This window comes from Streptomyces sp. NPDC048584, from assembly GCF_043199595.1.
GTDB classification, from domain to species: Bacteria; Actinomycetota; Actinomycetes; order Streptomycetales; family Streptomycetaceae; genus Streptomyces; species Streptomyces edwardsiae.
Map to the genome: position 1 here is coordinate 207,042 of NZ_JBICWF010000005.1, position 24,082 is coordinate 231,123.

At 72.4% G+C, this 24,082-nt stretch carries 23 protein-coding genes; 13 read left to right on the forward strand and 10 right to left on the reverse strand.

All coding sequences use genetic code 11. From position 1 onward, the window contains the following. Positions 1-74 precede the first annotated feature (74 nt). The 4 genes from ACGFR9_RS13615 to ACGFR9_RS13630 are packed head-to-tail and all read left to right on the forward strand — an operon-like array spanning position 75 to position 4,169. A complete protein-coding gene (locus tag ACGFR9_RS13615) occupies positions 75-1,202 on the forward strand; it encodes an acyl-CoA dehydrogenase family protein (RefSeq protein ID WP_393206857.1) in 1,128 nt (375 codons plus the stop codon). A gap of 35 nt (positions 1,203-1,237) precedes the next feature. Then, positions 1,238-2,818, forward strand: a complete 1,581-nt coding sequence (locus ACGFR9_RS13620; protein ID WP_393206860.1) for a 4-coumarate--CoA ligase family protein — start codon at positions 1,238-1,240, stop codon at positions 2,816-2,818. Then, positions 2,815-3,549 carry an enoyl-CoA hydratase family protein gene (locus ACGFR9_RS13625; protein ID WP_393206862.1) on the forward strand — a complete coding sequence of 245 codons (735 nt, stop codon included), beginning with the start codon at positions 2,815-2,817 and terminating at the stop codon, positions 3,547-3,549. Before ACGFR9_RS13620 ends, ACGFR9_RS13625 begins: the two co-directional genes overlap by 4 nt. Further along, positions 3,537-4,169: a TetR/AcrR family transcriptional regulator gene (locus ACGFR9_RS13630; protein ID WP_393206865.1), complete on the forward strand. Its 633-nt coding sequence runs from the start codon at positions 3,537-3,539 to the stop codon at positions 4,167-4,169. The genes ACGFR9_RS13625 and ACGFR9_RS13630 overlap by 13 nt, the downstream gene beginning before the upstream one ends. Here the strand turns inward: ACGFR9_RS13630 and ACGFR9_RS13635 are convergent. The 3 genes from ACGFR9_RS13635 to pdxH are packed head-to-tail and all read right to left on the reverse strand — an operon-like array spanning position 4,162 to position 5,509. After that, positions 4,162-4,566, reverse strand: a complete 405-nt coding sequence (locus ACGFR9_RS13635) for a type II toxin-antitoxin system VapC family toxin (protein WP_393206868.1) — start codon at positions 4,564-4,566, stop codon at positions 4,162-4,164. The two genes, ACGFR9_RS13630 and ACGFR9_RS13635, sit on opposite strands and share 8 nt — an antisense overlap. After that, the gene (locus tag ACGFR9_RS13640; protein ID WP_393206871.1) at positions 4,563-4,799 is read right to left on the reverse strand and encodes a hypothetical protein; all 237 of its coding nucleotides are present in this window, start codon (positions 4,797-4,799) and stop codon (positions 4,563-4,565) included. Before ACGFR9_RS13640 ends, ACGFR9_RS13635 begins: the two co-directional genes overlap by 4 nt. Positions 4,800-4,840: 41 nt before the next feature. Further along, positions 4,841-5,509, reverse strand: coding sequence for a pyridoxamine 5'-phosphate oxidase (gene pdxH / locus ACGFR9_RS13645; protein ID WP_393206874.1), 669 nt, complete (start codon positions 5,507-5,509; stop codon positions 4,841-4,843). A gap of 290 nt (positions 5,510-5,799) precedes the next feature. Here pdxH and ACGFR9_RS13650 point away from each other — a divergent pair, with 290 nt between their 5' ends. From ACGFR9_RS13650 to ACGFR9_RS13660, 3 genes are all read left to right on the forward strand, one after another. Next, positions 5,800-6,900 carry a citrate synthase 2 gene (locus ACGFR9_RS13650; protein WP_393206877.1) on the forward strand — a complete coding sequence of 367 codons (1,101 nt, stop codon included), beginning with the start codon at positions 5,800-5,802 and terminating at the stop codon, positions 6,898-6,900. Positions 6,901-7,225: 325 nt separating this feature from the next. Continuing rightward, positions 7,226-7,675 carry a GNAT family N-acetyltransferase gene (locus ACGFR9_RS13655; RefSeq protein ID WP_393206880.1) on the forward strand — a complete coding sequence of 150 codons (450 nt, stop codon included), beginning with the start codon at positions 7,226-7,228 and terminating at the stop codon, positions 7,673-7,675. A gap of 150 nt (positions 7,676-7,825) precedes the next feature. Beyond that, the gene (locus ACGFR9_RS13660) at positions 7,826-9,220 is read left to right on the forward strand and encodes a PAS domain-containing protein (RefSeq protein WP_393206883.1); all 1,395 of its coding nucleotides are present in this window, start codon (positions 7,826-7,828) and stop codon (positions 9,218-9,220) included. 186 nt (positions 9,221-9,406) lie between these two features. On the opposite strand, the gene ACGFR9_RS13665 is transcribed toward ACGFR9_RS13660, so the two are convergent. Continuing rightward, on the reverse strand, positions 9,407-10,162 hold the full coding sequence (locus ACGFR9_RS13665) for an SIS domain-containing protein (RefSeq protein WP_393206886.1): 756 nt from the start codon (positions 10,160-10,162) through the stop codon (positions 9,407-9,409). A gap of 227 nt (positions 10,163-10,389) precedes the next feature. On the opposite strand from ACGFR9_RS13665, the gene ACGFR9_RS13670 reads away from it, so the two are divergent. Further along, on the forward strand, positions 10,390-11,082 hold the full coding sequence (locus ACGFR9_RS13670; protein ID WP_030215990.1) for a metal-dependent transcriptional regulator: 693 nt from the start codon (positions 10,390-10,392) through the stop codon (positions 11,080-11,082). Positions 11,083-11,598: 516 nt separating this feature from the next. Next, positions 11,599-12,477: an alpha/beta fold hydrolase gene (locus tag ACGFR9_RS13675; RefSeq protein WP_393206889.1), complete on the forward strand. Its 879-nt coding sequence runs from the start codon at positions 11,599-11,601 to the stop codon at positions 12,475-12,477. Positions 12,478-12,495: 18 nt separating this feature from the next. Here the strand turns inward: ACGFR9_RS13675 and ACGFR9_RS13680 are convergent, their stop codons facing one another. From ACGFR9_RS13680 to ACGFR9_RS13690, 3 genes are all read right to left on the reverse strand, one after another. Beyond that, the gene (locus ACGFR9_RS13680) at positions 12,496-14,097 is read right to left on the reverse strand and encodes a transporter (protein ID WP_393206892.1); all 1,602 of its coding nucleotides are present in this window, start codon (positions 14,095-14,097) and stop codon (positions 12,496-12,498) included. Then, on the reverse strand, positions 14,094-14,867 hold the full coding sequence (locus ACGFR9_RS13685; RefSeq protein WP_393206895.1) for an ABC transporter ATP-binding protein: 774 nt from the start codon (positions 14,865-14,867) through the stop codon (positions 14,094-14,096). The genes ACGFR9_RS13680 and ACGFR9_RS13685 overlap by 4 nt, the downstream gene beginning before the upstream one ends. A 128-nt stretch (positions 14,868-14,995) precedes the next feature. Then, positions 14,996-15,658: a bifunctional DNA primase/polymerase gene (locus tag ACGFR9_RS13690; protein WP_393207527.1), complete on the reverse strand. Its 663-nt coding sequence runs from the start codon at positions 15,656-15,658 to the stop codon at positions 14,996-14,998. Between the two features lie 307 nt (positions 15,659-15,965). Here ACGFR9_RS13690 and ACGFR9_RS13695 point away from each other — a divergent pair, with 307 nt between their 5' ends. After that, the gene (locus ACGFR9_RS13695; RefSeq protein ID WP_393206898.1) at positions 15,966-17,351 is read left to right on the forward strand and encodes a transcriptional regulator; all 1,386 of its coding nucleotides are present in this window, start codon (positions 15,966-15,968) and stop codon (positions 17,349-17,351) included. Positions 17,352-17,529: 178 nt separating this feature from the next. Continuing rightward, on the forward strand, positions 17,530-19,230 hold the full coding sequence (locus ACGFR9_RS13700) for a hypothetical protein (RefSeq protein ID WP_393206901.1): 1,701 nt from the start codon (positions 17,530-17,532) through the stop codon (positions 19,228-19,230). Between the two features lie 57 nt (positions 19,231-19,287). On the opposite strand, the gene ACGFR9_RS13705 is transcribed toward ACGFR9_RS13700, so the two are convergent. Beyond that, positions 19,288-20,601 carry an ABC transporter substrate-binding protein gene (locus tag ACGFR9_RS13705; RefSeq protein WP_393206904.1) on the reverse strand — a complete coding sequence of 438 codons (1,314 nt, stop codon included), beginning with the start codon at positions 20,599-20,601 and terminating at the stop codon, positions 19,288-19,290. Between the two features lie 172 nt (positions 20,602-20,773). Here ACGFR9_RS13705 and ACGFR9_RS13710 point away from each other — a divergent pair, with 172 nt between their 5' ends. Next, the gene (locus tag ACGFR9_RS13710) at positions 20,774-21,220 is read left to right on the forward strand and encodes a hypothetical protein (protein ID WP_393206907.1); all 447 of its coding nucleotides are present in this window, start codon (positions 20,774-20,776) and stop codon (positions 21,218-21,220) included. 46 nt (positions 21,221-21,266) lie between these two features. Next, positions 21,267-22,148 (forward strand): formyltetrahydrofolate deformylase, encoded by an 882-nt coding sequence (purU, locus tag ACGFR9_RS13715; RefSeq protein WP_030216015.1) that lies wholly within the window; start codon positions 21,267-21,269, stop codon positions 22,146-22,148. 84 nt (positions 22,149-22,232) lie between these two features. On the opposite strand, the gene ACGFR9_RS13720 is transcribed toward purU, so the two are convergent. After that, positions 22,233-23,396, reverse strand: coding sequence for a maleylpyruvate isomerase N-terminal domain-containing protein (locus tag ACGFR9_RS13720; protein ID WP_393206910.1), 1,164 nt, complete (start codon positions 23,394-23,396; stop codon positions 22,233-22,235). Next, on the reverse strand, positions 23,393-23,965 hold the full coding sequence (locus ACGFR9_RS13725) for an RNA polymerase sigma factor (protein ID WP_393206913.1): 573 nt from the start codon (positions 23,963-23,965) through the stop codon (positions 23,393-23,395). The genes ACGFR9_RS13720 and ACGFR9_RS13725 overlap by 4 nt, the downstream gene beginning before the upstream one ends. Between the last annotated feature and the right edge of the window lie 117 nt (positions 23,966-24,082).

Sequence of the window (24,082 nt, forward strand, 5' to 3'; positions counted from 1 at the left end):
GCGCGAGCGCGAGAAACCACATACAACCCGCACCCTTCCCGACGATCTGAAGCCCCTCCCCCTTAGGAGCGCTCATGCCGGTGATCGAATCAGAAGAACACAAGGCCCTCCGCGAGGCGGTCGCCACGTTCGCGAAGAGCACCCCCCACACCGACAACACCGAGTTCTGGAGGAACGCCGCCAAGCTGGGCTACATCGGCGTCAACCTGCCGGAGGCATACGGCGGCGGCGGCGCCGGCATCACCGAACTCTCCCTGATCCTCGAAGAGATGGGCGCCGCGGGGAACCCTCTTCTCATGATGATCGTCTCCCCGGCGATCTGCGGCACCGTCATCTCCCGCTTCGGCACCGAGACGCAGAAGCGGGCCTGGCTCCCCGCCCTCGCCGACGGCAGCCGCATGATGGCCTTCGGTATCACCGAACCCGACGCCGGCTCCAACAGCCACCGCATCACCACCACCGCCCGCAGGGACGGCACCGACTGGATCCTCACCGGCCGCAAGGTGTTCGTCAGCGGTGTCGACATCGCCGACGCCACCCTCGTCGTCGGCCGCACGGAGGACGCCCGCACCGGACGCCTCAAGCCCTGCCTGTTCATCGTCCCGCGCGACGCACCGGGGTTCGAGCGCCGGCGGATCGACATGGAACTCCACTCCGCCGAGAAGCAGTTCGAGCTCACCCTGGACGACGTACGGCTGCCCGCCGACGCGCTCGTCGGCGACGAGGACGCCGGACTGCTGCAACTGTTCGCCGGACTCAACCCCGAACGCGTCATGACGGCCGCGTTCGCGATCGGCATGGGCCGCTACGCGCTCGCCCGCGCCGTCGAGTACGCGCGTGAGCGCACGGTGTGGAAGGCCCCCATCGGCTCCCACCAGGCGATCGCCCACCCCCTCGCCCAGGCGCACATCGAACTCGAACTCGCCCGCCTGATGACGCAGAAGGCCGCCCACCTGTACGACGCCGGGGACGACGTGGGCGCGGGCGAGGCAGCCAACATGGCCAAGTACGCGGCCGGCGAGGCCTGTGTGAAGGCGGTCGACCAGGCCGTGCACACCCTCGGCGGAAACGGCCTCACACGCGAGTTCGGACTCGCCCGGCTGATAACGGCCGCGCGCGTGTCTCGTATCGCACCGGTCAGCAGGGAGATGATTCTCAACTACGTCTCCCACCAGACCCTGGGCCTGCCCAAGTCGTACTAGGCCCTCACGAGCCGCCCCGGCCGTTTGGAGGAACCATGTTCCGCAGCGAGTACGCAGACGTCCCGCCCCTCGAACTCCCCATCCACGAGGCCGTACTGGCCCGCGCCGCCGAGTACGGCGGCACCCCGGCGCTGATCGACGGCACCGACGGCACCACCCTCACCTACGAGCAGGTGGACCGGTTCCACCGGCGGGTCGCCGCCGCCCTCGCCGAGGCCGGTGTGCGCAAGGGGGACGTGCTCGCCCTGCACAGCCCCAACACGATCGCCTTCCCCACCGCCTTCTACGCAGCCACCCGCGCGGGTGCCTCCGTCACCACCGTGCACCCGCTCGCGACCGCCGAGGAGTTCGGCAAGCAGCTGAAGGACAGCGCGGCCCGCTGGATCGTCACCGTGTCACCGCTGCTGGAGACCGCGCGCAGGGCCGCCGAACTGGCGGGCGGGGTCGAGGAGATATTCGTCTGCGACAGCGCGCCCGGACACCGCTCCCTGATCGACATGCTGGCCTGTGCCGCGCCCGAGCCGGTGGTCGACATCGACCCCGTCGAGGACGTGGCCGCGCTGCCGTACTCCTCCGGTACGACCGGCATCCCCAAGGGGGTGATGCTCACCCACCGCCAGATCGCCACCAACCTCGCGCAGCTCGACCCGCTGATCACGGCGGGCCCCGGCGACCGCATCCTCGCGGTGCTGCCGTTCTTCCACATCTACGGTCTGACGGCCCTGATGAACGCCCCCCTGCGGAAGGGCGCGACCGTGGTCGTCCTGCCGCGCTTCGACCTGGAGACGTTCCTCGCGGCCATCCAGAACCACCGCATCACCGGCCTGTACGTCGCCCCGCCGATCGTCCTGGCCCTCGCCAAGCACCCGTTGGTCGCCCAGTACGACCTGTCGTCGCTGAAGTACATCGTCAGCGCCGCCGCACCCCTGGACGCGGCCCTCGCCGCCGCCTGCTCGCGTCGGCTCGGACTGCCGCCCGTCGGGCAGGCGTACGGCATGACGGAGCTGTCGCCCGGCACCCACGTCGTCCCCCTGGAGGCCATGGCACAGGCGCCCGCGGGGACCGTGGGCAAGCTGATCGCCGGTACCGAGATGCGTATCGTCTCCCTCGACGACCCCGGCCAGGACCTCGGCCCCGGCGCGTCCGGCGAGATCCTCATCCGCGGCCCCCAGGTCATGAAGGGCTACCTCGGCCGCCCCGACGCCACCGCCGCCATGATCGATGAGGCCGGCTGGCTGCACACCGGCGACATCGGCCACGTCGACGAGGCGGGCTGGCTCTTCGTCGTCGACCGCGTGAAGGAACTCATCAAGTACAAGGGCTTCCAGGTCGCCCCCGCCGAACTCGAGGCACTGCTCCTCACCCACCCCGGGGTCGCCGACGCCGCCGTCATCGGCGTCTACAACGAGGACGGCAACGAGGCCCCGCACGCGTACGTCGTCCGTCAGCCGTCCGCACCGGAGCTCTCCGCGGGCGAGATCATGATGTACGTCGCCGAGCACGTCGCCCCCTACAAGCGGGTCCGGAACGTCACCTTCATCGACGGCGTCCCGCGCGCCGCCTCCGGAAAGATCCTGCGCCGCGAACTCCGCGCGGCGCACAAGGAGCCCTCGTGACCCTGATCGGCCGCAGCCGCGCGCGGGGCGTCGAAACGCTCTCCCTCGACGCCCCGGAGCGCCGCAACGCCCTGTCCGCCGCCCTCGTCGGCGAACTCGCCGACGCGCTCACCGACGCCGGCAAGGACAGCGGCGTCCGCGCGGTGGTCCTCACCCACACCGGCAACACCTTCAGCGCGGGCGCGGACCTGCGCGACCCGCCCGCCCCCGAGGCGCTGGTGGGTCTGCTGCGGGGGATCGTGGAGCTGCCGAAACCGGTGGTCGCGCGGGTCACCGGACACGTCCGCGCGGGCGGCCTCGGCCTGCTCGCCGCCTGTGACATCGCCGTCGCCTCCCACGCGGCGACGTTCGCGTTCACCGAGGTACGGATCGGGGTCGCGCCCGCCGTCATCTCGCTGCCGCTGCTGCCCCGCACCGATCCGCGCGCACTGGCCCGCTACTACCTCACCGGGGAGCGTCTCGACTCGGCCGAGGCGGCTCGTATCGGGCTGCTCACCGCCGCCGGCGAGGACGTGGACGAGGTCCTCGCGCCGATCCTCGACGGGCTGCGCAGATCCGCCCCCGAAGCCCTGACCGAGACGAAACGGCTGCTCACGGCTATGGTGCTGGAGACCTTCGACCGGGACGCGGCCGACCTGACCGCGCTCTCGGCACGCCTCTTCGCCTCCGCGCACGCGCGCGAGGGAATGACGGCCTTCCTCGAACGACGGGATCCGGAATGGGTGGTGTGAGCACGGCCGACCGTGCCGAACGAGTCCCCAAGCAGGACCGCAGCCGGGCCACCCGGCAGCGGCTCCTGGAGGCCGCCGTGGCCTGCCTCGCCGAACACGGCTGGGCGGGCTCCACGGTCTCCGTCGTCGCCGAACACGCGGGAGTCTCCCGGGGAGCCGCCCAGCATCACTTCCCCACCCGCGAGGACCTGTTCACGGCCGCCGTCGAGTACGTCGCGGAGGAACGCTCCACCGCCCTGCGCGCCCTCTTCCCGGACGGCGCCGCGGCCGGCGACCGCCGCGCGGTGGTCGCCGCCCTCGTGGACCTCTACACCGGACCCCTCTTCCGCGCGGCGCTCCACCTCTGGGTCGCCGCCTCCGACGAGGAACAACTGCGCCCGCGCGTGACCGAACTGGAACTGCGCGTAGGCCGCGAGACCCACCGCATCGCCGTGGACCTCCTCGGCGCGGACGAGTCCCGCCCCGGCACCCGGGAAACCGTCCAGGGCCTCCTGGACATGGCCCGAGGCCTGGGCCTCGCCAACCTCCTCACGGACGACACGGCCCGCCGGGAACGGGTGGTGTCCCAGTGGGCGGCGCTGCTGGACGAGGCGCTGGGCCGAGGTCGCGGGGTCAGCTGAACCGGAGGTTGTTCACCCGGCAGCGGATGTGCGGTGTTCCGGCGAACTTGGCGTCCACGGTGACGAGTTCGGCGCCCAGTGTTTCAGCGAGCGCCACGTAGGAAGCGTCGTACGGCCACATGTTGTGGCGCAGGCCCCAGATGCGAGGGAGCAGCGGCGCATGGTCGTAGCGCCTGAGCTGCATACGGCGCAGGAGGTCGAGCGCGCGTTCCGCCTCGGGTCCGGGGAGCTTCCCTCCCCGGACGAGCCCACGCAGTACCGAGGCGCATTCCAGATCGACGGCGTGAGGTGCGGCCAGTCGTTGGTGCAGGGTGTAGGCCCGCACCCGGTCAGCGAGGGCGTCGCCGCCGACGAGGAACTCCACGACCGCGGAAGTGTCGAGGACGAGTACGCTCACCCGCGAGCCTGCCGCATCTCGTGAATGGCCTCGGAAATGTCATCCGCTGTGACGCCTCCGCGCGCCGCGATGGCGCGGGCTTCTCGCGCCGCCTCGGCCGGCGACAGCATGGCCGCCTCGCCGGTGAGCAACTGCAAGACGTAGTTCTGCAGTGACTGCCCGCTCTGCGCCGCTCTCGTCTTCAGCGTCCGAAGAGTGTCCTCCGGGACATCGCGTACGTGTATCGTCGCCATGCAAGCATTCTAGCCCCATTGCAAGCAGATTGATCCCGTCCTCAGGGGGCGAGTCGCTCCACCCGCCAGCCCGCGCCCGCCTCCGCCACGTACCGCAGGCGGTCGTGCAGGCGGTTCTCCCTGCCCTGCCAGAACTCCACCGTTTCCGGGGTGACGCGGAAGCCGCCCCAGTGCGGGGGGACCGGGACCTGTTCGCGTTCCGGGTAGCGGGAGGCCAGGGTGGCGTACGTCGCGTCGAGGGAGGCGCGGCCGGTGATCACCGTGGACTGGCCGCTGGCCCAGGCGCCCAGCTGGGAGCCGTGCGGGCGGGTGCGGAAGTACGCGGCCGTCTCGTCGCGGCCGGTGCGGCGCGCGGTGCCGGTGACGATGACCTGCCGGGCCATCGGATGCCAGGGGAAGAGGAGCGCGACGTGCGGGTTCCCGGCCAGGTCGCGGCCCTTGCGGGAGTCGTAGTTCGTGTAGAAGACGAACCCGTCGTCGTCGAAGTGCTTCAGCAGCACCGTGCGTGAACTGGGCCGGCCCTCCCCGTCCACCGTCGAGACGATCATGGCGTTCGGCTCGAACAGCCCGCCGTCCGTCGCGGCCTGTTCGAACCAGCGCGCGAACTGCTCCACGGGCGTGGCGGCCAGGTCGGCCTCGGACAGCCCCTCGCTGCGGTACTGCTTGCGCATCGAGGCGAGATCGAGGGGAACGGCGTCTCGGTCGGTCACGCCGTCATCCTGCCGTATGCGTCCGGACCACGGGCGGGCGGTGTCCTTCGTCACGTGGTGGCACTGAGTGCCGCGAACCCTCCCCAAAGATGGCACTCGGGGATATCGTGCTGCCACTGTTCCGGTTGGGTGACCGCCAGCCGGGCATCACAGGGGTGACGTCCAGGACCGCGAGCCCGTTCGAACGGACCGTGGATCCACCCGACGGGCGCCCAGCCGCGCCGGCCTCCGACACATGGTCGTCCCACCCCACAACACCATCTGTCACCCACCTCACAAGGAGCCGCCAGATGTCCGACTTCGTACCCGGGCTCGAAGGAGTCGTCGCGTTCGAGACGGAGATCGCCGAACCGGACAAGGAGGGCGGCGCCCTGCGGTACCGGGGCGTCGACATCGAGGACCTGGTCGGTCACGTCTCCTTCGGCAACGTCTGGGGACTGCTCGTCGACGGGGCGTTCAACCCCGGACTGCCGCCGGCCGAGCCCTTCCCGATCCCCGTCCACTCCGGTGACATCCGTGTCGACGTGCAGTCCGCGCTCGCCATGCTGGCGCCCGTCTGGGGCCTGAAACCGCTCCTCGACATCGATGCCGAGCAGGCCCGCGACGACCTCGCGCGCGCCGCCGTCATGGCCCTGTCCTACGTCGCGCAGTCCGCGCGCGGCCAGGGCGTGCCCATGGTGCCGCAGGGGGAGATCGACAAGGCCGAGTCCATCGTCGAACGCTTCATGATCCGCTGGCGCGGCGAGCCCGACCCCAGGCATGTCGCGGCCGTCGACGCCTACTGGACGTCGGCCGCCGAGCACGGCATGAACGCCTCGACGTTCACCGCGCGGGTCATCGCCTCGACCGGCGCGGACGTCGCCGCCGCCCTCTCCGGTGCCGTCGGCGCCATGTCCGGCCCGCTGCACGGCGGCGCCCCCTCGCGCGTGCTGCACATGATCGAGGAGATCGAGCGCACCGGGGACGCCGAGGCGTACGTCAGGCAGACCCTCGACAGGGGCGAGCGGCTGATGGGCTTCGGCCACCGCGTCTACCGCGCGGAGGACCCCCGCGCCCGCGTCCTGCGCCGCACCGCGCGCGAACTGGCCGCCCCACGCTTCGAGGTCGCCGAGGCCCTGGAGAAGGCCGCCCTGGCCGAGCTGCACGCCCGCCGCCCCGACCGGGTGCTCGCCACCAACGTCGAGTTCTGGGCGGCCATCGTGCTGGACTTCGCCGAGGTCCCGGCGCACATGTTCACGTCGATGTTCACCTGCGCCCGTACGGCCGGCTGGTCGGCGCACATCCTGGAGCAGAAGCGGACGGGCCGTCTGGTCCGCCCCTCGGCCCGCTATGTGGGTCCGGGCACGCGCGACCCGCGCGAGATCGAGGGGTACGCGGACATCGTCCGCTGAGCGGAAGGGGCCGAAGGCTTCGGAGCAGCAGACGACCCGCGAGTCGGGTTCCTCCCTCGGGAGGAGCCGGCCGGACGTACCGGCGACTCGCGGGTCGGGTGACTGCGTTGGACTGGGCCGGTTGCGTGTATCGCGCACACGCCGGTCCGGCGCCGAACCGAGTACGGCGGCGGGCTACCGGCCCGCAGCCACCTCTTCCGTCCGGTCTGCATACATCTGCCGAACCACCTCCTTTCCGAAGTACCGCCCACCTTAGGAACCGGCTCCCGTCGGATCAACCGCTTTTTTCGTTGACCCTCGCGCGGGGGCGCGATTGGCTGGCCGGATGAATGATCTTCGTATCGAAGCGGTGGCCGGGGACGCCATGCTCGAGCAGTGGCGGCACGTCCACAACGTGATCGTGCCGCCCGCCGCCATGACCCCCGACGACGTGCGCGAACGCCTCACGCGCGGATTCCGGCTGGACAACGCGTACGTCGGTGACGTGCTCGTCGGCTGCTCCACGGTGCGGCCCCCGGTGGGGGAGGAGGCCGTGGCGACGGTCATCGCACGCGTGCTGCCCGGGCACCGGGGCCAGGGGCACGGGAGGGCGCTCTACGAGGCCGGGCTGGCGCACGCGCGCGGGCTCGGCGCCGCGGAGATCGAGACCGTGGTGCTGGCGGCCAACGCGGAGGGACTGCGGTTCGCCGCCGCGCGGGGCTTCACCGAACGCGAACGGTATGTGCTGGACGGCGAGCGCGACGAGTGGGTCGAACTGCGGCTGGGCGCCGGGTGAGGGCGGCGGCACGGCAGGAAATCGGCCGCGTACAACGATTCTCCCAATCTTGCGGGAACTCGATGTGCGCTGAGTCACGTTCAAGTTGAATGATTGCAAGTGAGCGAACCGTCGTGCCGTACGTGCGGACGCAGCCTGCAGGGGGTCCAGGTGAGTGCTTCCAGGCGTAGTGGGACCACCGACGAGCTGGGGCCGGACGAGCCCGAGCCCGAGCGGGTGGGATCGGACGGCTCCGACCTCCTCGCCGCGCTGCTCGACGGCATGGACGCCGCCCTGTGCGCCTTCGGCGCGGACGGGACGGTCACGCACTGGAACCGTGAGGCCGAGCGCATCCTCGGCTGGACCGCGGCCGAGGCGGTGGGCCGGGCCGGGTTCGCCGGCTGGGCCGTGCGCAGCGCGGACGCCGACGAGGTCGAGGCGCGGCTGATGTCGGCCATGGACGCGCCGGGCCGGCAGGTCAACGAGTTCGCGCTGCTGACCAAGGACGGCGGCCGGGTGCTGGTGCGCACGCAGTCGGCCGCCGTGCGCGGCCCTGACGGGAAGCCGGCGGGCGTGTACTGCGCGTTCAGTGAGGTGCACGCGCAGATCGACCTGGAGCGGTCCATCGCGCTGAGTGAGGCGCTGCTGGAGGACGCGAGCTGGGGTGTCGTGCTGATCGACGCCGATCTGCGGCCCGCGGTGGTGAACGCGCACGCCGCGCGGGCGCTCGGCGCGGGGCGTACGTCCGTACTGGGCCGGCCGCTGGGCGAACTGCTGACACAGGGCGCGGAGGAACTGGAGAGCGCCCTCACCCATGTCCTCGCGGAGGGCGCGCCGCCCGCGCCGGCCGAGCTGTGGGTGAGTGTGCGGGCGCCGGAGGGCGAGCGGCGGCGGTGCTGGCGGAGCGGGTTCGTGCGGCTGGCGTCACCGCTCACGGAGGAGCCGGTGCCGCTCGGGGTGGGCTGGCTGTTCCAGGACGTGACCGAGTACCGGCAGGGCGAGCAGGAGGCCTCGCTGCTGCGCTTCCGCGCGCAGCAGCTGCACCGGGCGGCGCGTGCGGCGGCGGAGTGCGAGGACCCCGCGGAGGCGGCGACGGTCCATCTGGATTTCGCGCTCGCCGGATTCGCCGACCACGCGCTGATCGACCGGGTGGCCGAGGGCGCCAAGGACGACGACCGGGTGAGGCTCGTACGGATCGCCGCGACCCCGTCCGGCGCGCCGGGGCCCAGCCGGCTCGCGGGGCGGGCTGGGCTGCCGGTGCGGTACGGGGACGGTCATCCGGCCGTGCAGTGCGTGGAGCGGGCCGGGACGGTGCGGGCCGATGCGGGGTCCATGGGGGCGGAGGGGGCGCGCGAGTGGGCCGTGGACCGGCGGTGGCCGGGGGACGCGGTGCACGCGCTGTGCACGGTGCTGCGGAGCCGGGGGCGCACGGTCGGTGCCGTGACGTTTCTGCGGGGGGTGGGGCGGCATGCGTTCGAGCGGGCGGACGCGATGTACGCGGAGGATGTGGCGATCCACATCGCCGCCGCGCTGGACCTGGCGGGGGTGCTGGGGGAGCGGGCCTGACGGCCGGATTCTCTCTCGCCCCCGCCGCCCCTTCCCGTTCCCGTCCCCCGGGGGCGCTGCCCCCGGACCCCCGCTCCTCAAACGCCGGAGGGGCTGGCAATTAGCCCCTCCGGCGTTTGAGGAGCGGGGTCTGGGGCGGAGCCCCAGTTTCGGGACGGGAAGGGGCGGCGGGGGCGGAAGAACGTTCTACTGCCGATAATAGATACGGTCCGCGTACTCCTCGAACACGCGGGCGTTCCACTCGTGGCCCCCGTCGACGTTCCCGGACCGCAGCAGCGGCGGCTCGATGCCCCGATCGACCAGCACCGCCGCCGCCGTGGCCGTCACAGCCTGCAGCACCGCCGACGTCACCACCGTCGACGCGGGAGCGAACGGCACCGGCACCCCCTCCAGCGTCAGCTCCGCGTCACCGACCGCGATCCGCGAGTCCAGCACGACATCGCAGTGGTCCTTCAGAAACGTCCCCGACGAGTGCCGCGACGCCGTCCGCGTCGCGTACGCCACCGACGTCACCCCGATCACCTTCACCCCCCGTTCCCGCGCCTTCATCGCCATCTCCACCGGCAGCGCGTTGCGCCCCGACAGGGAGACGATGATCAGCGCGTCGCCCGCGCGCAGCGGCGAGGAGTCGAGCACGACCCCCGCGAGCCCGTCGACGCGCTCCAGCGCGGACCCCAGCGTCGCCGGCATCACGTCGACGCCGACGACCCCGGGGACGGCGAGCAGGTTCATGAGGGCCAGTCCGCCCGCCCGGTAGACGAGGTCCTGCGCGGCGAGCGAGGAGTGCCCGGCGCCGAAGGCGAAGAGCCGGCCGCCGTCCGCCACCGTGTCGGCGAGCAGCGTGCCGGCCGCGGCGACGGAGTCACCCTCCTCGTCCCGGATCCGCCGCAGCAGATCGATCGCGGCGTCGAGGAACTGACCGGCCGGCGTGCGGTCGCTCATGCGGCATCCCTTCGGGCAGGAGTGTTGCGGATCACCGTGCGGTCTGGACCAGTTCCGTGTCAATACGGGGTCCGATGGCGTGGAATCCCCCGCGTGGACCGGTCGTTTTCAGAGCGACGCCCGGTTGTCGGTCGTATGGGTCAGAATTGAGTCCTGGGCCAGCGCACACGCCGGTGAGCCGGCCGGCCTCCGGCAGAGCCATCCGCAGATCTCATCAAGGGGCATGTATGTCCGGACTGATCGACACCACGGAGATGTATCTCCGCACCATCCTCGAGCTGGAGGAGGAAGGTGTGGTCCCCATGCGCGCCCGGATCGCCGAGCGGCTCGACCAGAGCGGGCCGACGGTCAGCCAGACGGTGGCGCGGATGGAGCGCGACGGCCTGGTGTCCGTCGCCCCCGACCGGCACCTGGAGTTCACCGAGGAGGGCCGCCGGCTGGCGACGCGCGTGATGCGCAAGCACCGTCTCGCCGAGTGTCTCCTGGTCGACGTGATCGGCCTGGAGTGGGAGCAGGTGCACGCCGAGGCGTGTCGCTGGGAGCACGTGATGAGCGAGGCCGTGGAGCGCCGCGTGCTGGAGCTGCTGCGCCACCCCACGGAGTCGCCGTACGGCAACCCGATCCCGGGCCTGGAGGAGCTGGGCGAGAAGGACGGCGCCGACCCGTTCCTGGACGACAGCATGGTCTCGCTGGCCGACCTCGACCCGGGCGCCGGCGGCAAGACGGTCGTGGTGCGCCGGATCGGCGAGCCGATCCAGACCGACGCGCAGCTGATGTACACGCTGCGCCGGGCGGGCGTACAGCCCGGTTCGGTGGTCAGCGTGACGGAGTCGGCGGGCGGGGTGCTCGTGGGCAGCAGCGGCGAGGCGGCCGAGCTGGAGTCGGAGGTGGCGTCCCACGTGTTCGTCGCCAAGCCCTGACCGGGCGGGCCGGGAGGGGGTGCCGGTACGGGCGTGCGCGGCGCGTTCACTCCCGCGGGTGTGAACGCGCCGAATCCGAGATCCAGTGCGCGGAACGGCAGCGCCCGCCGGGCTCGCGTGCGAGGCTGTCGCGTGAGGCATATGACCTGAGGGACTCTGGCCGGGCCCGACAGCGATGTCACCCCGGCAGGGGAGGGGCGGGACGAATGTGCCGTGACCATGTGAGGAGCCCCGGCGCCGCATGGCGCCGGGGCCTGTCCTCCCCTGTGCTGACCCGGAGCCCCGAGCTCTCAGGGTCATTCCCCTCGGACCGGTTTCCCCGAGCGGTCCGCCTCCCGCTGAAGATCTCCCCTGGGCCACGGCGATCAATCCTCGAACAGGGTCACTCGAACGAGGGGTATTGCCGGCCGGGGAGCCATTTTCGAATGCTCTTTCGATAATCTGCGGGCAGTAGTGACAGGCAGGGCCAGCACAACAGGCAGCGGGCAGGCAGCGAGCTTGGGGGGTGCCAGGACCATGGCGCGACGCATCGACGTGACCGGGGCGGACGGCGTACGACTCGCCGCCTGGGAGTTCGGCGACCCGCCCAAGAACGGGGCGGAGCCGGCGGAGAGCGCCGCACAGCACGCGCCCGGTGTGCTGTTACTGCACGGTCTGATGGGCCGCGCCTCGCACTGGGCGTCCACCGCCCGGCGGCTCTCCGCGCGGTACCGGGCGATCGCTCTCGACCAGCGTGGCCACGGCCGCAGCGACAAGCCCCCGCAGGCCGCCTTCACGCGCGACGCCTACGTCGACGACGCCGAGGCCGCCCTGGAGCAGCTCGGCCTCGGTCCCACCGTTCTCGTCGGTCACGCGATGGGCGCGCTGACCGCCTGGCAGCTGGCCGCCAAGCGGCCCGATCTGGTGCGCGGCCTGATCATCTGCGATATGCGGGCCTCCGCCCTCGGGGCGGCCTCGCAGCGGGAGTGGGCGGAGTGGTTCAAGACCTGGCCGGTTCCGTTCGCCACCCTCGCCGATGTACGCAAGTGGTTCGGTGAGGACGATCCCTGGGTGGAGCGGCCCAACCCGGCCCGCGGCGCCTTCTACGCCGAGGTGATGGCCGAGTCCCCGGACGGCTGGCGCCCCGTCTTCGAACCCGAGCAGATGCTCCGCTCCCGCGAGACCTGGGTCTTCGACGCGCACTGGGAGGAGCTGGCCCAGGTGCGCTGCCCCGCCCTGGTGGTCCGCGGCCTCGACGGTGAACTCGGCCGCGCGGAAGCCCAGGAGATGGTCCGCGTCCTCCCGCACGGTCAGTACGCGGAGGTGGCCGACGCCGGCCACCTGGTCCACTACGACCAGCCCGAGACCTGGCTCACCGCGATCGAACCCTTCCTGGACTCACTGGGCGACCCCTGACCCGCTCCACGCGTCCGCTCACCCCTTGCTGACCGCCGCCAGGATCTCCGGCAGCCGGCGGGCCGTCCGCGGGGCCGCCAGGCGCAGGCCGAGGTAGGTCAGGGCGGCGCCGTATGCCGTGCCCGCCGGTAGCAGCAGCCACAGCCAGTCCTCGCCGCCCGCGCCGACATTCAGCCAGATCGTGAGCGCGATCACCGGGACGCACAGCACCGCCGCCGCGACCATCCCTCCGAAGAGGGAGATCCAGGCCAGCCCGACCTGCCCGGGCGCGACGTTCTTGTAGCCCTCCTGCGGGATGGAGTACGGGAAGCGCGCCGATGTCCACGCGCCCGTGGCCAGCATCGCGCCGAGCAGCGCGAACGACAGACCCAGCGCCTCCGCCAGCCGGTGCCAGTCGCCCAGCACCGCCGTCGTCAGCACGGTGACCAGAGCGACGTACGGCAGGGTGATCAGCAGCAGCGCCAGCGCGCGGGCGCGCAGTTCGACGTACGCGTCCCGGCCGGAGGAGATCGTCATCGCGACCATCCAGAACGCGGACGTGTCCTGCCCGAACTGGTTGTACATCTGGATGCCGAGCATCCCCGCGGCAAAGCAGGCGAAGTACACCGAGCCGGTGCCCTGCCAGGCGTTGAACAGCGGCACGATCAGCCCGATCGCCAGCGACGTCACCCACGCCGCCTTCGTCTTCGGATCGCGCCGGATGTAGCGCAGGCTGCGCTCCATGGCCGTACCCGTACGGCCCGGCGGCAGCAGCCGGGCGAGACCCGTCGACGTACGGTCGCGGACCGCCGCCGAGTCCCCGGCCGCCTGGAGGGTGGAACCGTCCGGCGACGTCATCAGCCGGGTCAGCAGCCTCGACCACCACGCCACCAGACCCGCCAACGCGCACGTGCTCAAGCCCAGTTGCGCCAGCGCGACACCGTACGCCCCCTCGCCCGCCGAGTGCACCGCCCCGACCGCCGACGCCGGCGGAATCCACCGCACCACGTCCGCCGCCGGGTCCAGCTGCGCCAGACCGGAGGAACCCAGCCGCTGCGCACCGAAGTTGACGAGCTGCGCCCCGACGGCGATCACCAGCCCGCTCAGTACGGCGAGATTCCGGCCCTTGCGGCTGGTCAGCAGCCGTACGTTGGCGGCGGCGACCGCCCGCGCGAGCGCCACGCACACCAACAGCGCCAGCGGGACGGCGAGCACGCCCACCGCGAACGCCGCCCCGCCGTGCGCGACCGCGATCACCGAACCGGCGAGCAGACACAGCGTGAACAGCGGCCCGATACCGACCAGCGAGGCCGCGAGCAGCGCCCGCACCAGCGGCCGCGGCCGCAGCGGCAGCATCACCAGCCGGGTCGGGTCGAGGGTCTCGTCGCCGCCGGGGAAGAACAGCGGCATCACCGCCCAGCCCAGCCCCAGCACCGCCACGAGCAGTACCACCAGCGACTCGACGTGATCCGAGCCGCGCAGCGCGATCAGCCCGAGCAGCTGCAACGCGGCGAACAGCAGGGCGACGACGGCGGAGGCGATGTACGCGGCCTTCCGCCCGCCGGACTGCCGCAGCCCGTTGCGCAACAGGGACAGTTTCAGCCGGACGAAGACGGGGGTGAGGGCGGCGGGGGCGCTCACCGGGAACCGCCGCCCAGCCAGTCAAGGTCCGAGCCGACGTCACGGCTGTCCGCGCCGACCAGCTCCAGGAACGCCCGCTGCAGCGAGGGCGCCTCGCCGCGCACCTCGGCGATCGGGCCGTGTGCGCGGATCCGGCCGGCGGCCATCACCGCCACCCAGTCGCACAGCGACTCGACCAGCTCCATGACATGGGAGGAGAACACGACCGTGGCGCCGGACGCCGTGTACCGCTCCAGCACACCCCGGATGGTCTGCGCGGAGACCGGGTCGACGCCCTCGAACGGCTCGTCCAGGAACAGCACTTCGGGATTGTGCAGCAGGGCGGCGGCGAGCCCGGTCTTCTTGCGCATACCGGTCGAGTAGTCGACGACGAGCTTGTGCTGGGCCCCGGCCAGATCGAGGACGTCGAGCAACTGCGTCGCCCGCTTGTCCACCTCGGCACCGGGCAGCCCCCGCAACCGGCCGGTGTACGCCAGCAGTTCACGCCCCGACAGCCGCTCGAACAGCCGCAGCCCCTCCGGCAGCACACCGATCCGGGCCTTCACCTCCACCGGATCCCGCCACACATCGTGCCCGACGACCTCGACGCTTCCCTGATCCGGTCGCAGCAGCCCGGTCACCATGGACAGCGTGGTGGTCTTCCCGGCCCCGTTGGGCCCGACCAGCCCGATGAACCGCCCCGCGGGCAACTCGAGATCGATCCCCCCGACAGCGACCTGCTCCCCGAACCGCTTCCAGAGCCCCCGCACACTCACGGCACTGCCACCCATGATGTCTCCCTCCGTCAGCTCGCAGACTAGGGGAGCGAGTCGCCCCGAAGGGGCGCGAGGAACCGGGCGACCAGCCACGACGAACCCGCGGTCGCGAAACAGCACAATCCCCGCGGAACAGACCGCGCCTAGCGGTCCCTTCCGCACGCATAGGCCAACGGCGACACCAACTCCCCCACATCCGGCAACCACCGATTCTCCGCGGTGGGCCGGCAGGCCCACTGCACGGCCCCGCGGCCCCCCACCCGCGTGGGAGGCCCGGCGACGAAGTCACCCTCCCCCCGCACCGTCAGGTCGAGCGACGCCACCGACCACCCCAGCCCGCGCAGCAGCCCCGGCACCTTCGCCGACGCCCCCGGCAGCACGAAGAACTCCATCCGCCGGTCCGGCGAAACGGTCACCGGCCCCAGCCGCAGACCCAGCCGCTCCATCCGCGCGAGGGCGAGAAAGCCCGCCGTCTCCGACACGGACACCGCGTCGAAGGTCCGCCCGGTGGGCAGCAGCACCGAGGCGGCCGGCTGCCGCTCCCACAGCCGGCGCGCGACGGTGGCGCTCCCGGTCGCCTGCGTCGCCCAGTCCGGGCCGGCCGGGTGTGCGCCGGGCACCGGGCACGCGGCGTCACCGCACGAGCAGCGCTGCGTCCCGTCCACGGACTCCAGCCAGGTGCCCGGGAACACGTCCCAGTGCCGGTCCTCGGCATACCGCACTGCGGTGTCCAGCAGCGATTCCCCGCGCTGCTTCGGGATCTGTACGGCGTCGGCGCCCGCGATCGTCTCTTCCACGATGAACACAACTACGGCCGTCACCAGGGGTTACGCCCGCCCGGATGCGCGGGGGAGGAGCATCGGGCCCGTGTCCGGGGCGCATGGGTGCATCCATGGGGGCGCGCGGGAGGATCCGCTCCGCTGCTGGGTAACCAGGAGGAGGGCCGGCAACCGCCGTTACCCCGGCAATCCTCACATGCCTCGCATTGTCGGCACGTCGACGGGGCATTGATCTTCCCGGCCGGATGTTCTCGCCGGGACGCGAGAAGCACGGCCGCGGAAGACACGTCAACTCGGTGCGTGGGCAGGGCACCGCAGCCTCAGGGGGTACGCCATGGCCGCAAGGCCTCTCGTCGCGCGGCAGCCGAACGAACGGCTGCAGGCGCTCATCCAGGAAGCCGGATGCTCCAACGCCGGGCTGGCCCGCAGGGTCAACATGTGCGGCGCGGAGCACGGCCTCGATCTGCGCTACGACAAGACGTCGGTGGCCCGCTGGCTGCGCGGCCAGCAGCCGCGGGGCCGGGCACCGGCGATCATCGCGGAGGCACTGGGCCGCAAGCTGGGCCGTACGGTCACGATCGACGAGATCGGCATGGCCAACGGCAAGAACCTCGCGTCCGGTGTCGGCCTCCAGTTCTCGCCGACGGTACTGGGGGCCATCGAGCAGGTCTGCGAGCTGTGGCGCAGCGACGTGGGCCGGCGGGACTTCCTGTCCGGCTCCTCCGTCGCCGCGTCCGCGCTCGTGGAGCCGAGCCGCGACTGGCTGATCACCGCGCCCGACGGCCAGGTGGCGCGCTCCGCCGGGCCGCGCGTGGGCCAGTCCGACGTGGGAGCCGTACGGTCCATGACGCAGGCGCTGGTGGACCTGGACCACCAGTACGGCAGCGGGCATGTGCGCCCGGTCGTGGTCCACTACCTCAACAGCGTCGTCTCGGGGCTGCTGGCGGGCTCGTACAGAGAGGCCGTGGGCCGCGACCTGTTCGCCGCGGTCGCGCGGCTGACCGAACTCGCCGGGTACATGGCCGTCGACACCGGCCAGCCGGGTCTCGCCCAGCGCTACTACATCCAGGCGCTGCGCCTCGCCCAGGCAGCCGGGGACCGCGGATACGGCGGATACGTGCTCGCCGCCTCCATGAGTCATCTGGCCGCCCAGCTCGGGAACCCGCGTGAGATCGCCCAGTTGGCGCGCGCGGCGCAGGAGGGCGCGCGGGGGCGCGTGACACCCCGCGCGGAGTCGATGTTCCTCGCGGCGGAGGCCCGCGGGCACGCCCTGATGGGCGACGTGCACGCGGCGCACACGGCGGCCGGGCGCGCGGTGACCGCCATGGACGCGGCCGAACCGGAGTCCGGTGACGACCCGGTGTGGATCGCGCACTTCGACGAGGCCTATCTGGCCGACGAGTTGGCGCACTGTCACCGGGACCTCGGGCAGGCCGAGGCCGCCGCGCGGTGCGCGCGGGAGTCGCTGGACGGGCATCCCCCCTCACGGGCACGGCGGCGGGCGATCGGCTATGTGCTGCTGGCCACCGCGCAGGTGCAGCAGCGCGAGATCGAACTGGCCTGCAGTACGGGCCTGAAGGCGGTCGAACTGCTCGACGGGCTGCGCTCCAACCGGGGCGCCGAGTATCTGGACGATCTCCAGCAGCGGCTCGAGCCGTACCAGGAGGAGTCCGTGGTAAGGGAGTTCGGGGCGCGGATGGAACTCCAGACGGCCGCGTGACACGGGCGGCGGGACGGGCGGGTGGGAAAGGGGCGACGTGATCAGCGTGCGGTGACCCGGTTTCTGTTACCGCGCTCACAGGGCGGGTGGTCAGGTCCTGTGCTGCGTGGCACCGGGCTCCGGGGACCCGGTAGCGTGAGCCGACGATTCACAAGGTCCCCCATTGGTAGGAGTCCCGGTGACGCAGAGTGGACAGGGCGAGGAGCCCTCGGCGCGCCCCGCGCGCGAAGGCATCGTGCTGCCCTCCGACGGTGGTGAACCCCTGTTGCCGGGCATGACGACCGGACCGGTCGCCCCCGGCGGCAGAGCGGACGGCCAGAACGCCGGCGGCGGCTACCCCGCCTCGGCCCCGTCCGGCGGCCAGACCTGGGGCACTCCGTGGGGCCCCGGGCAGCAGGACGCGGCCCCGCCGCCGTCCGGCCAGGGCGGCTGGCAGACCGAGCAGCCCTCGCAGCCCCCGTCCGACGGCCAGTGGGGCGCCCCCGAGACGCCCGCCTGGGGCGCGCAGAGCCAGGGAGGGCAGGGCCCCGGCCCACTGCCCCCGGAGGGCGCGCAGCAGGGCGCCGGATACGGCGGCGACGCGTACGGCACCGGCTATGGCGCGCACGGCGCCCCCGACCCGTACGGCGCCCCCGACGCGTACGGGTCGTACGGCGGTCGGACCGCCGGCGCCCCGCTGCCGCCCGCGCACGACGGCACCTACGGCGCCCAGAACGGCTACGGCGCCCCCCAGTACCCGCCGGCCGCCGCGCCCGACGGCACGGAGGGCCTCACCCAGTACATGCCCCCGGTGCCCGCCCCGGGCGGCGACGAGGGCGCCACCCAGTTCATACCCCCGGTGCCCGCCCCGGGCGGCGACGAGGGCGCGACCCAGCTCATACCCCCGGTGGGTCCGGGCGCGCTGCCGCCCGAGGTACCCGCCCACGGCTCCGACGCCGGCGGCTACCCGGGCGCGGCCCCGCACGGAGCGGGCCACCCCGACGCCGAGGCCACCCAGTTCATCGCCCCCGTCACAGACCAGCCTCCCGCGCAGTCGTACGGCGCCCCGGACGCGGGTGACGGCAACCGGCAGCCGCCCGCCGAGTTCGACAACCTCTTCCGCAACGACAACGGGGGCGCGGCAGGAACCCAGCAGCTCCCGCGCGTGGACTACGTCCCGCCCGGCCGGGCCGCGCGCACCCCGCCCGGTCCGCCCGCACCGCCCGCCGGCCCGACCGGCGGCCGTGGTGGCGGTCGCGGCGGTGGCCGTACCGGCTCTCGGGTGCCGCTGATCGCCGCGGTCGGCGTCGGGATCATCGTCTTCGGCGTCGGCGCGGGCGCCCTCATCGGCAGCGGGGGCGGCGACGACGAAGGCGGCGACAACCAGAACGTGTCCGCCACCGCGCCCGCGACCGAGGACGCGTCCGCCTCGCCGGCGGCCGACCCGGCCCGTGCGCAGGCCGTCGAGCTGGACAAGCTGCTGGCCGACAGCGGCGACAGCCGCACCACCGTGATCAACGCGGTCGCCGATGTGAAGAGCTGCAACAACCTCGGCCAGGCGGCCGCGGACCTGCGCGAGGCGGCCGGGCAGCGCACCCAGCTGGTGACCGACCTGTCCGGACTGTCCGTGGACAAGCTGCCGGACCACGAGGCGCTGACCACCGCGCTCACCAAGGCGTGGCAGGCGTCGGCCTCGGCCGACAACCACTACGCCGCCTGGGCCGACCAGACCGCCGGCAAGAAGGGCTGCAAAAAGGGCCAGGCCCGGTCCACCGGCCAGACCCAGGCCGGCAACCAGGCCAGCGGCACCGCGACCGTCCAGAAGCAGAAGGCCGCCCAGCTGTGGAACGCGATCGCCAAGCAGTACGGCCTGACCGAACGCCAGCCGACCCAGCTGTGACCGGGCACTGAGCGGATGCCGCCGTTCCGCCCGGGCGACCGGGCGGAACCGGACGGATCAGCCCAGTTCCGCGTCCCGCAGTGTCCTCGTCACATCGGTGAAGCCCTTGCGGGCCGCGACCAGCCGGCCGTCCTCGACCACCTGGAGCGTCACGTTCGCGTTGACCAGGCGGGGGAAGCCGACCGCGGCGAGCTCGGCCTGGAACTTCCACCGCAGGGTCGGGGTGAGCCCGCCGGTGGTCACCTTCAGCCCGCTGTCCAGCTCCTCGCTCACCGTGTCGGCGCTGATCTCGCCGTCCCCCAGCGACTCCACGACCTGCTTGAACACGGTGTAGGCGATCCAGGTGGTCTGCACCCCGGCGTCCGCGGGGTCGATCCGGTTGTCACCGAACGCCTCCTCCTTGATCACCTTCTTCATCGGATCCCAGCGGGCGTCGCTCGCCGCCGGGTACCAGCCGGTGACGTACGACCCCTCGTACGGCCCCGACGCCCCGCCCGACGCGTCGATCGTCGACTGGTCGACGCTGCCCAGCACGGTCGCCGTGCGCACCTCGGGGTAGTCGGCGCGGGCCCGCCGGAAGGAGTCCATGAAGGTGTTCGTACGGTCGCCCAGGGCCGGCACCACACAGCCCCGCTCGCCCGTCTTCGCCGTGGCGACCTCCAGGGCCTGTCCGGCCTGGCCGTCGTACGAGGTGGCGTCCTCGGCCGCCCGCTGGTCACCGGCCCGCTCGTGCTTGCCGGCCTTCAGGCCGGAGTTCAGCAGCGGCGGCAACTGGTCGCCCGCGATCGTGTCGGGCCGTATCAGGGTGACCGGGCCGCAGATGTCGGCGAGGGTGCGTCCCAGACCGGCCAGCAGCGTCGGCTGGCCGCCGTTCACCGGATAGGACAACGGGCTGGTGAACTCGTTGTTCGTGATGCCGTAGCCGCCGATGTAGGGGATGCCGGCGCCCTCCAGGGCGGGCATGAAGGAGTCGGCGTACTGGCTGTAGGAGCCGACGACCGCGACGGCGCCCTCCTTGACCGCGCGCCGGGCGCACCGGGCGGCGGTCACGGTGTCGTTCCTGTCGTTGCAGGTCAGTACGTTGAGCGGGCGGCCGTTGATACCGCCCTGGCCGTTCACCCAGCGGGCGTACGCTTCGGCGAACGCGGGCATTCCGGGTTTGTTGGAGGTCCTGGTGTCCTCGGGGGCCCAGGTCATCACCGTGATCGGACCGTCGTCCCCGGAGCCCCCCGTGGCACCGGGGACGACCCCGCACCCCGCGGCGAGCGACACGCAGGCCGCCAGCACGCCCGTGGCCAGAGCACCGGCTCTGGCCCGCCGGTCGAGGTGGCGGGGGAGGAACGTGCTGCGGATGCGTCGCCTGCCGGTCATGCTCACGCACGATTCCGCCACACGGCCAACCCCGGAGTGACCCTCGGTCAACGGACGGTGACGCCGAGGTGAATTACGGGGCCCCTTCGGTGGCGGGTGAGGCGGAAACGTACGATCGACGACCGTGCAAGGTTCGGAGAACTCTTCCCGTCGTGGCCGTCGCTCCTTCACCATGGGCGGCATGCCACTCAACGACATGCCGTGGTGGCGCTGGCGCAGCAATGTGCGCTCCGCGCTGCACATGCTCTCCGATCCCGCCTTCCAGCGGGACGTCTGGCTGGCCGGCGTCGACGGCTACGGGGACGTGACCGACGCCGTCTACCGGCTGGTCGAGGACACCTGGCTGGACAACTGGTCCGCCGAGAAGTACGTCGGCACGATCTTCCGCGACTCCCAGGAGGCGGCACTCGTCGACACGGCGGTGCTGCGGGTGCTGCGGATCATGCACCAGGTCGGCCCCGACGCGCCGGTGACCGCCTATCTCGAGAACGAGGGATGGCCGGACGCGGTGCGGGCCGCACGGGACGCCCACGTACGGATGGCGACGAGCGACGGCGAGGACCCCGACACCCGGCCGAGCACCCTCGAGGTGCTGCGGATCGTCACGCGGTCCGCTTAGCGGAACGCGGGCGGGCCGTAAGCGCACATGTGGGACCCTTTTCCCCATGAGCGAGCAGTCCACCCGAGCCGCGGCCCCCGCCGACCAGTACGTCCTCACGCTGTCCTGCCCCGACAAGCAGGGCATCGTCCACGCCGTGTCGAGCTACCTCTTCATGACCGGCTGCAACATCGAGGACAGCCAGCAGTTCGGCGACCACGACACGGGACTGTTCTTCATGCGCGTCCACTTCTCGGCGGACGCCCCGGTGACCGTGGAGAAGCTGCGGGCGAGCTTCACCGCGATCGGTGACGCGTTCCAGATGGACTGGCAGCTCAACCGGGCCGACCGGAAGATGCGCATCCTGCTCATGGTCAGCAGGTTCGGTCACTGTCTGAACGACCTGCTGTTCCGCGCGCGTACCGGGGCGCTGCCCGTGGAGATCGCCGGAGTGGTCTCCAATCACACCGACTTCGCCGAACTGGTGGCTTCGTACAACATTCCGTTCCACCACATTCCGGTGACGCGGGACACCAAGCCGGAGGCCGAGGCCCGGGTGCTGGAGATCGTGCGGGAGGACGACGTCGAGCTCGTCGTCCTCGCCCGTTACATGCAGGTCCTCTCGGACGACCTGTGCAAGCAGCTGTCCGGGCGGATCATCAACATCCACCACTCCTTCCTGCCGAGCTTCAAGGGCGCGAAGCCGTATCACCAGGCGCATGCGCGGGGTGTGAAGCTGATCGGCGCGACGGCGCACTATGTGACGGCCGATCTCGACGAGGGGCCGATCATCGAGCAGGAGGTCGAGCGGGTGGGGCACGATGTCACGCCCGAGGGGCTGGTGGCGATCGGCCGTGACGTGGAGTGCCGGGCGCTGGCGCGGGCGGTGAAGTGGCATGCGGAGCGGCGCATTCTGCCCAACGGGCGGCGGACGGTGGTATTCGCCTAGGCGGCGGTGCGGCTGGTCCGCCGGCGACCGCGGCCGCGTGGGGGCCGCCGGGCCGGGGTCGCCCGCGATACCGCGAGCCGCCCCCTACATCCTGCTCATGCTCGCCGCGGCGAACAGGACGTCCCTGATCGCCGCGCGGTCGCCGACCTGTCCCACCGCCGCCTCTCGCGGCGGGACATGTCCCGCCGCGAGCCTGCAGAACTCCGCGCCGTCCAGCGCCACGTGCGCCACCTCGTGCTCGGCGGAGCCCTTCGCCGCGGGGGAGTCCAGCGGGATCAGCCACTCGCCGCCGCCCGACCCCTCGATCTCCAGCCGCAGGCTGCGTCCCGGCTCCCCGGCGGCGACCAGGCGCCGCTCCCCGGGAGCGGCCAGCCCGTGCTCCCGGCGGTGTTCCAGCACGGCGGGGAGCATTCGGGCGGCCAGGTCGACGATGCGGTGCAGATGCCGTCCGGAGGGCGGCTCGTACGGGTAGTTCACCGCCTCGGCGATGTCCTCCGCGTGCACCCAGCACTCGAACGCCCGGTCCAGCATCGCGTCGTGCAGCGGCAGTTCGTAGTCGCCGTACGACACGGGCAGCCGGCCTGTGCCGCCGCCCGTGAACGACACCGTCCGCACGAGTGCGTGGCTCTGCTCCCGCCAGGGCGTCCGCACCGAACGGGTGGGCGGGAAGCGGGCCGCCCGCCAGTACGCCTCCGTGCGGTCCGACGGCGTACGTCCGGCGCGGGCGGCGTCGCCGAGCGGGTCGTCCATGCCGAGGGCGAGCGCGACCAGCCCGTCGACCGTCAGCAGATGCGCGATGACCCCGGCGACGGTCGTACGGCGGCTGCTCGCCTCGTCCGACTCGTACCAGCGCAGCCGCACCGGCGCGTGCCACTCGGAGTCGCCGAAGTCCTGGAGCAGCGCGTCCAGCCGCGCGGTCTCCGCGTCGTACGCGGCCGCCCACTCCGGTACCGGTATCCGAGGCGGACGCACCTCCAGGCACGATTCCAGCACGCGGGTGCGCAGTCCGGGGTCCAGGTCGAGGCTCTCGGGCCGCTGGAGCAGGCCGACCGCCTCACGCAGCCGCAGCGCCTCGTCCGCGCAGGCCCCGCAGCCGCCGAGGTGCTCCTCGACGGCGCCCGTCTCCGCCGGCGCGCAGGCGGCCAGCGCCCAGGCACCCAGCAACGACTTCAGCACATGGTGCTCCAGTACGAGCGGTCCGGTGTCTTCCTTGTGGTCGTCGTACGGACCGGCCTGCCGTTCGCTCACGCGGCACCCCCGAAACCGGGCGGGGCCCCGGTGTCGCCGGCGGTGGCCAGCAACTGCAGGCCCAGGCGGAGCCGGCGGCGCGCCTCGTCGTCGGTGACACCCAGGTCGAGGGCGGTCTGCCGGTAGTCCCGGCGCTGGAAGTACGCCAGCTCCAGGGCGGCGCGCAGCGGCGCCGGCATGGACTGGACGATGTAGTCCGCGCGGGCGGCCACCGAGGCGTGCCGCACCGTGCGCTCCAGGTCCTCCGGTGTGCCGGGGCCGCCGCGGGCGAGCGCCGCGGTCTCCGTGGTGCGCAGCCGCTGTACGGCCAGCCGGCTGGTCAGCGTGGCGAGCCAGGTACGCAGGGGCTCCTGCCTGGGGTCGTAGGAGTCCGGGTGCTCCCACACGTGCGCGAAGACGTCACGGGTGACGGCGTCGGCGGCGTGCTCGTCGCCGACCACGCGGTGGGCGAGGCCGTGCACCAGCGAGGCGAAACGGTCGTAGAGCTCGCCGAGCGCGGCAGCCTCCCCGCGCGCGAGCCGCTGCTGCATCCTGCGGTCCCAGCGGGGCGGTGTGTCCGATGTCGGCATGCGGCCCCTCACCCCCTGTTCCTCCTGGTCCCGGGCTGGTCGGTTCCCGGGGCCGGCGTTGTGGTCGGCGACCACAAGAATGTAGTCGGCACGTAGCAGGGCGCACGCCCCTTTATG

What these genes read in the sequence shown, in the direction of transcription:
- ACGFR9_RS13615 (WP_393206857.1), top strand. Translation starts at nt 75, where the DNA reads ATGCCGGTGATCGAATCAGAAGAACACAAGGCCCTCCGCGAGGCGGTC.
- ACGFR9_RS13620 (WP_393206860.1), top strand. Translation starts at nt 1,238, where the DNA reads ATGTTCCGCAGCGAGTACGCAGACGTCCCGCCCCTCGAACTCCCCATC.
- ACGFR9_RS13630 (WP_393206865.1), top strand. Translation starts at nt 3,537, where the DNA reads ATGGGTGGTGTGAGCACGGCCGACCGTGCCGAACGAGTCCCCAAGCAG.
- ACGFR9_RS13640 (WP_393206871.1), bottom strand. Translation starts at nt 4,799, where the DNA reads ATGGCGACGATACACGTACGCGATGTCCCGGAGGACACTCTTCGGACG.
- ACGFR9_RS13650 (WP_393206877.1), top strand. Translation starts at nt 5,800, where the DNA reads ATGTCCGACTTCGTACCCGGGCTCGAAGGAGTCGTCGCGTTCGAGACG.
- ACGFR9_RS13655 (WP_393206880.1), top strand. Translation starts at nt 7,226, where the DNA reads ATGAATGATCTTCGTATCGAAGCGGTGGCCGGGGACGCCATGCTCGAG.
- ACGFR9_RS13665 (WP_393206886.1), bottom strand. Translation starts at nt 10,162, where the DNA reads ATGAGCGACCGCACGCCGGCCGGTCAGTTCCTCGACGCCGCGATCGAT.
- ACGFR9_RS13670 (WP_030215990.1), top strand. Translation starts at nt 10,390, where the DNA reads ATGTCCGGACTGATCGACACCACGGAGATGTATCTCCGCACCATCCTC.
- ACGFR9_RS13675 (WP_393206889.1), top strand. Translation starts at nt 11,599, where the DNA reads ATGGCGCGACGCATCGACGTGACCGGGGCGGACGGCGTACGACTCGCC.
- ACGFR9_RS13685 (WP_393206895.1), bottom strand. Translation starts at nt 14,867, where the DNA reads ATGGGTGGCAGTGCCGTGAGTGTGCGGGGGCTCTGGAAGCGGTTCGGG.
- ACGFR9_RS13695 (WP_393206898.1), top strand. Translation starts at nt 15,966, where the DNA reads ATGGCCGCAAGGCCTCTCGTCGCGCGGCAGCCGAACGAACGGCTGCAG.
- ACGFR9_RS13705 (WP_393206904.1), bottom strand. Translation starts at nt 20,601, where the DNA reads ATGACCGGCAGGCGACGCATCCGCAGCACGTTCCTCCCCCGCCACCTC.
- ACGFR9_RS13710 (WP_393206907.1), top strand. Translation starts at nt 20,774, where the DNA reads ATGGGCGGCATGCCACTCAACGACATGCCGTGGTGGCGCTGGCGCAGC.
- purU (WP_030216015.1), top strand. Translation starts at nt 21,267, where the DNA reads ATGAGCGAGCAGTCCACCCGAGCCGCGGCCCCCGCCGACCAGTACGTC.
- ACGFR9_RS13725 (WP_393206913.1), bottom strand. Translation starts at nt 23,965, where the DNA reads ATGCCGACATCGGACACACCGCCCCGCTGGGACCGCAGGATGCAGCAG.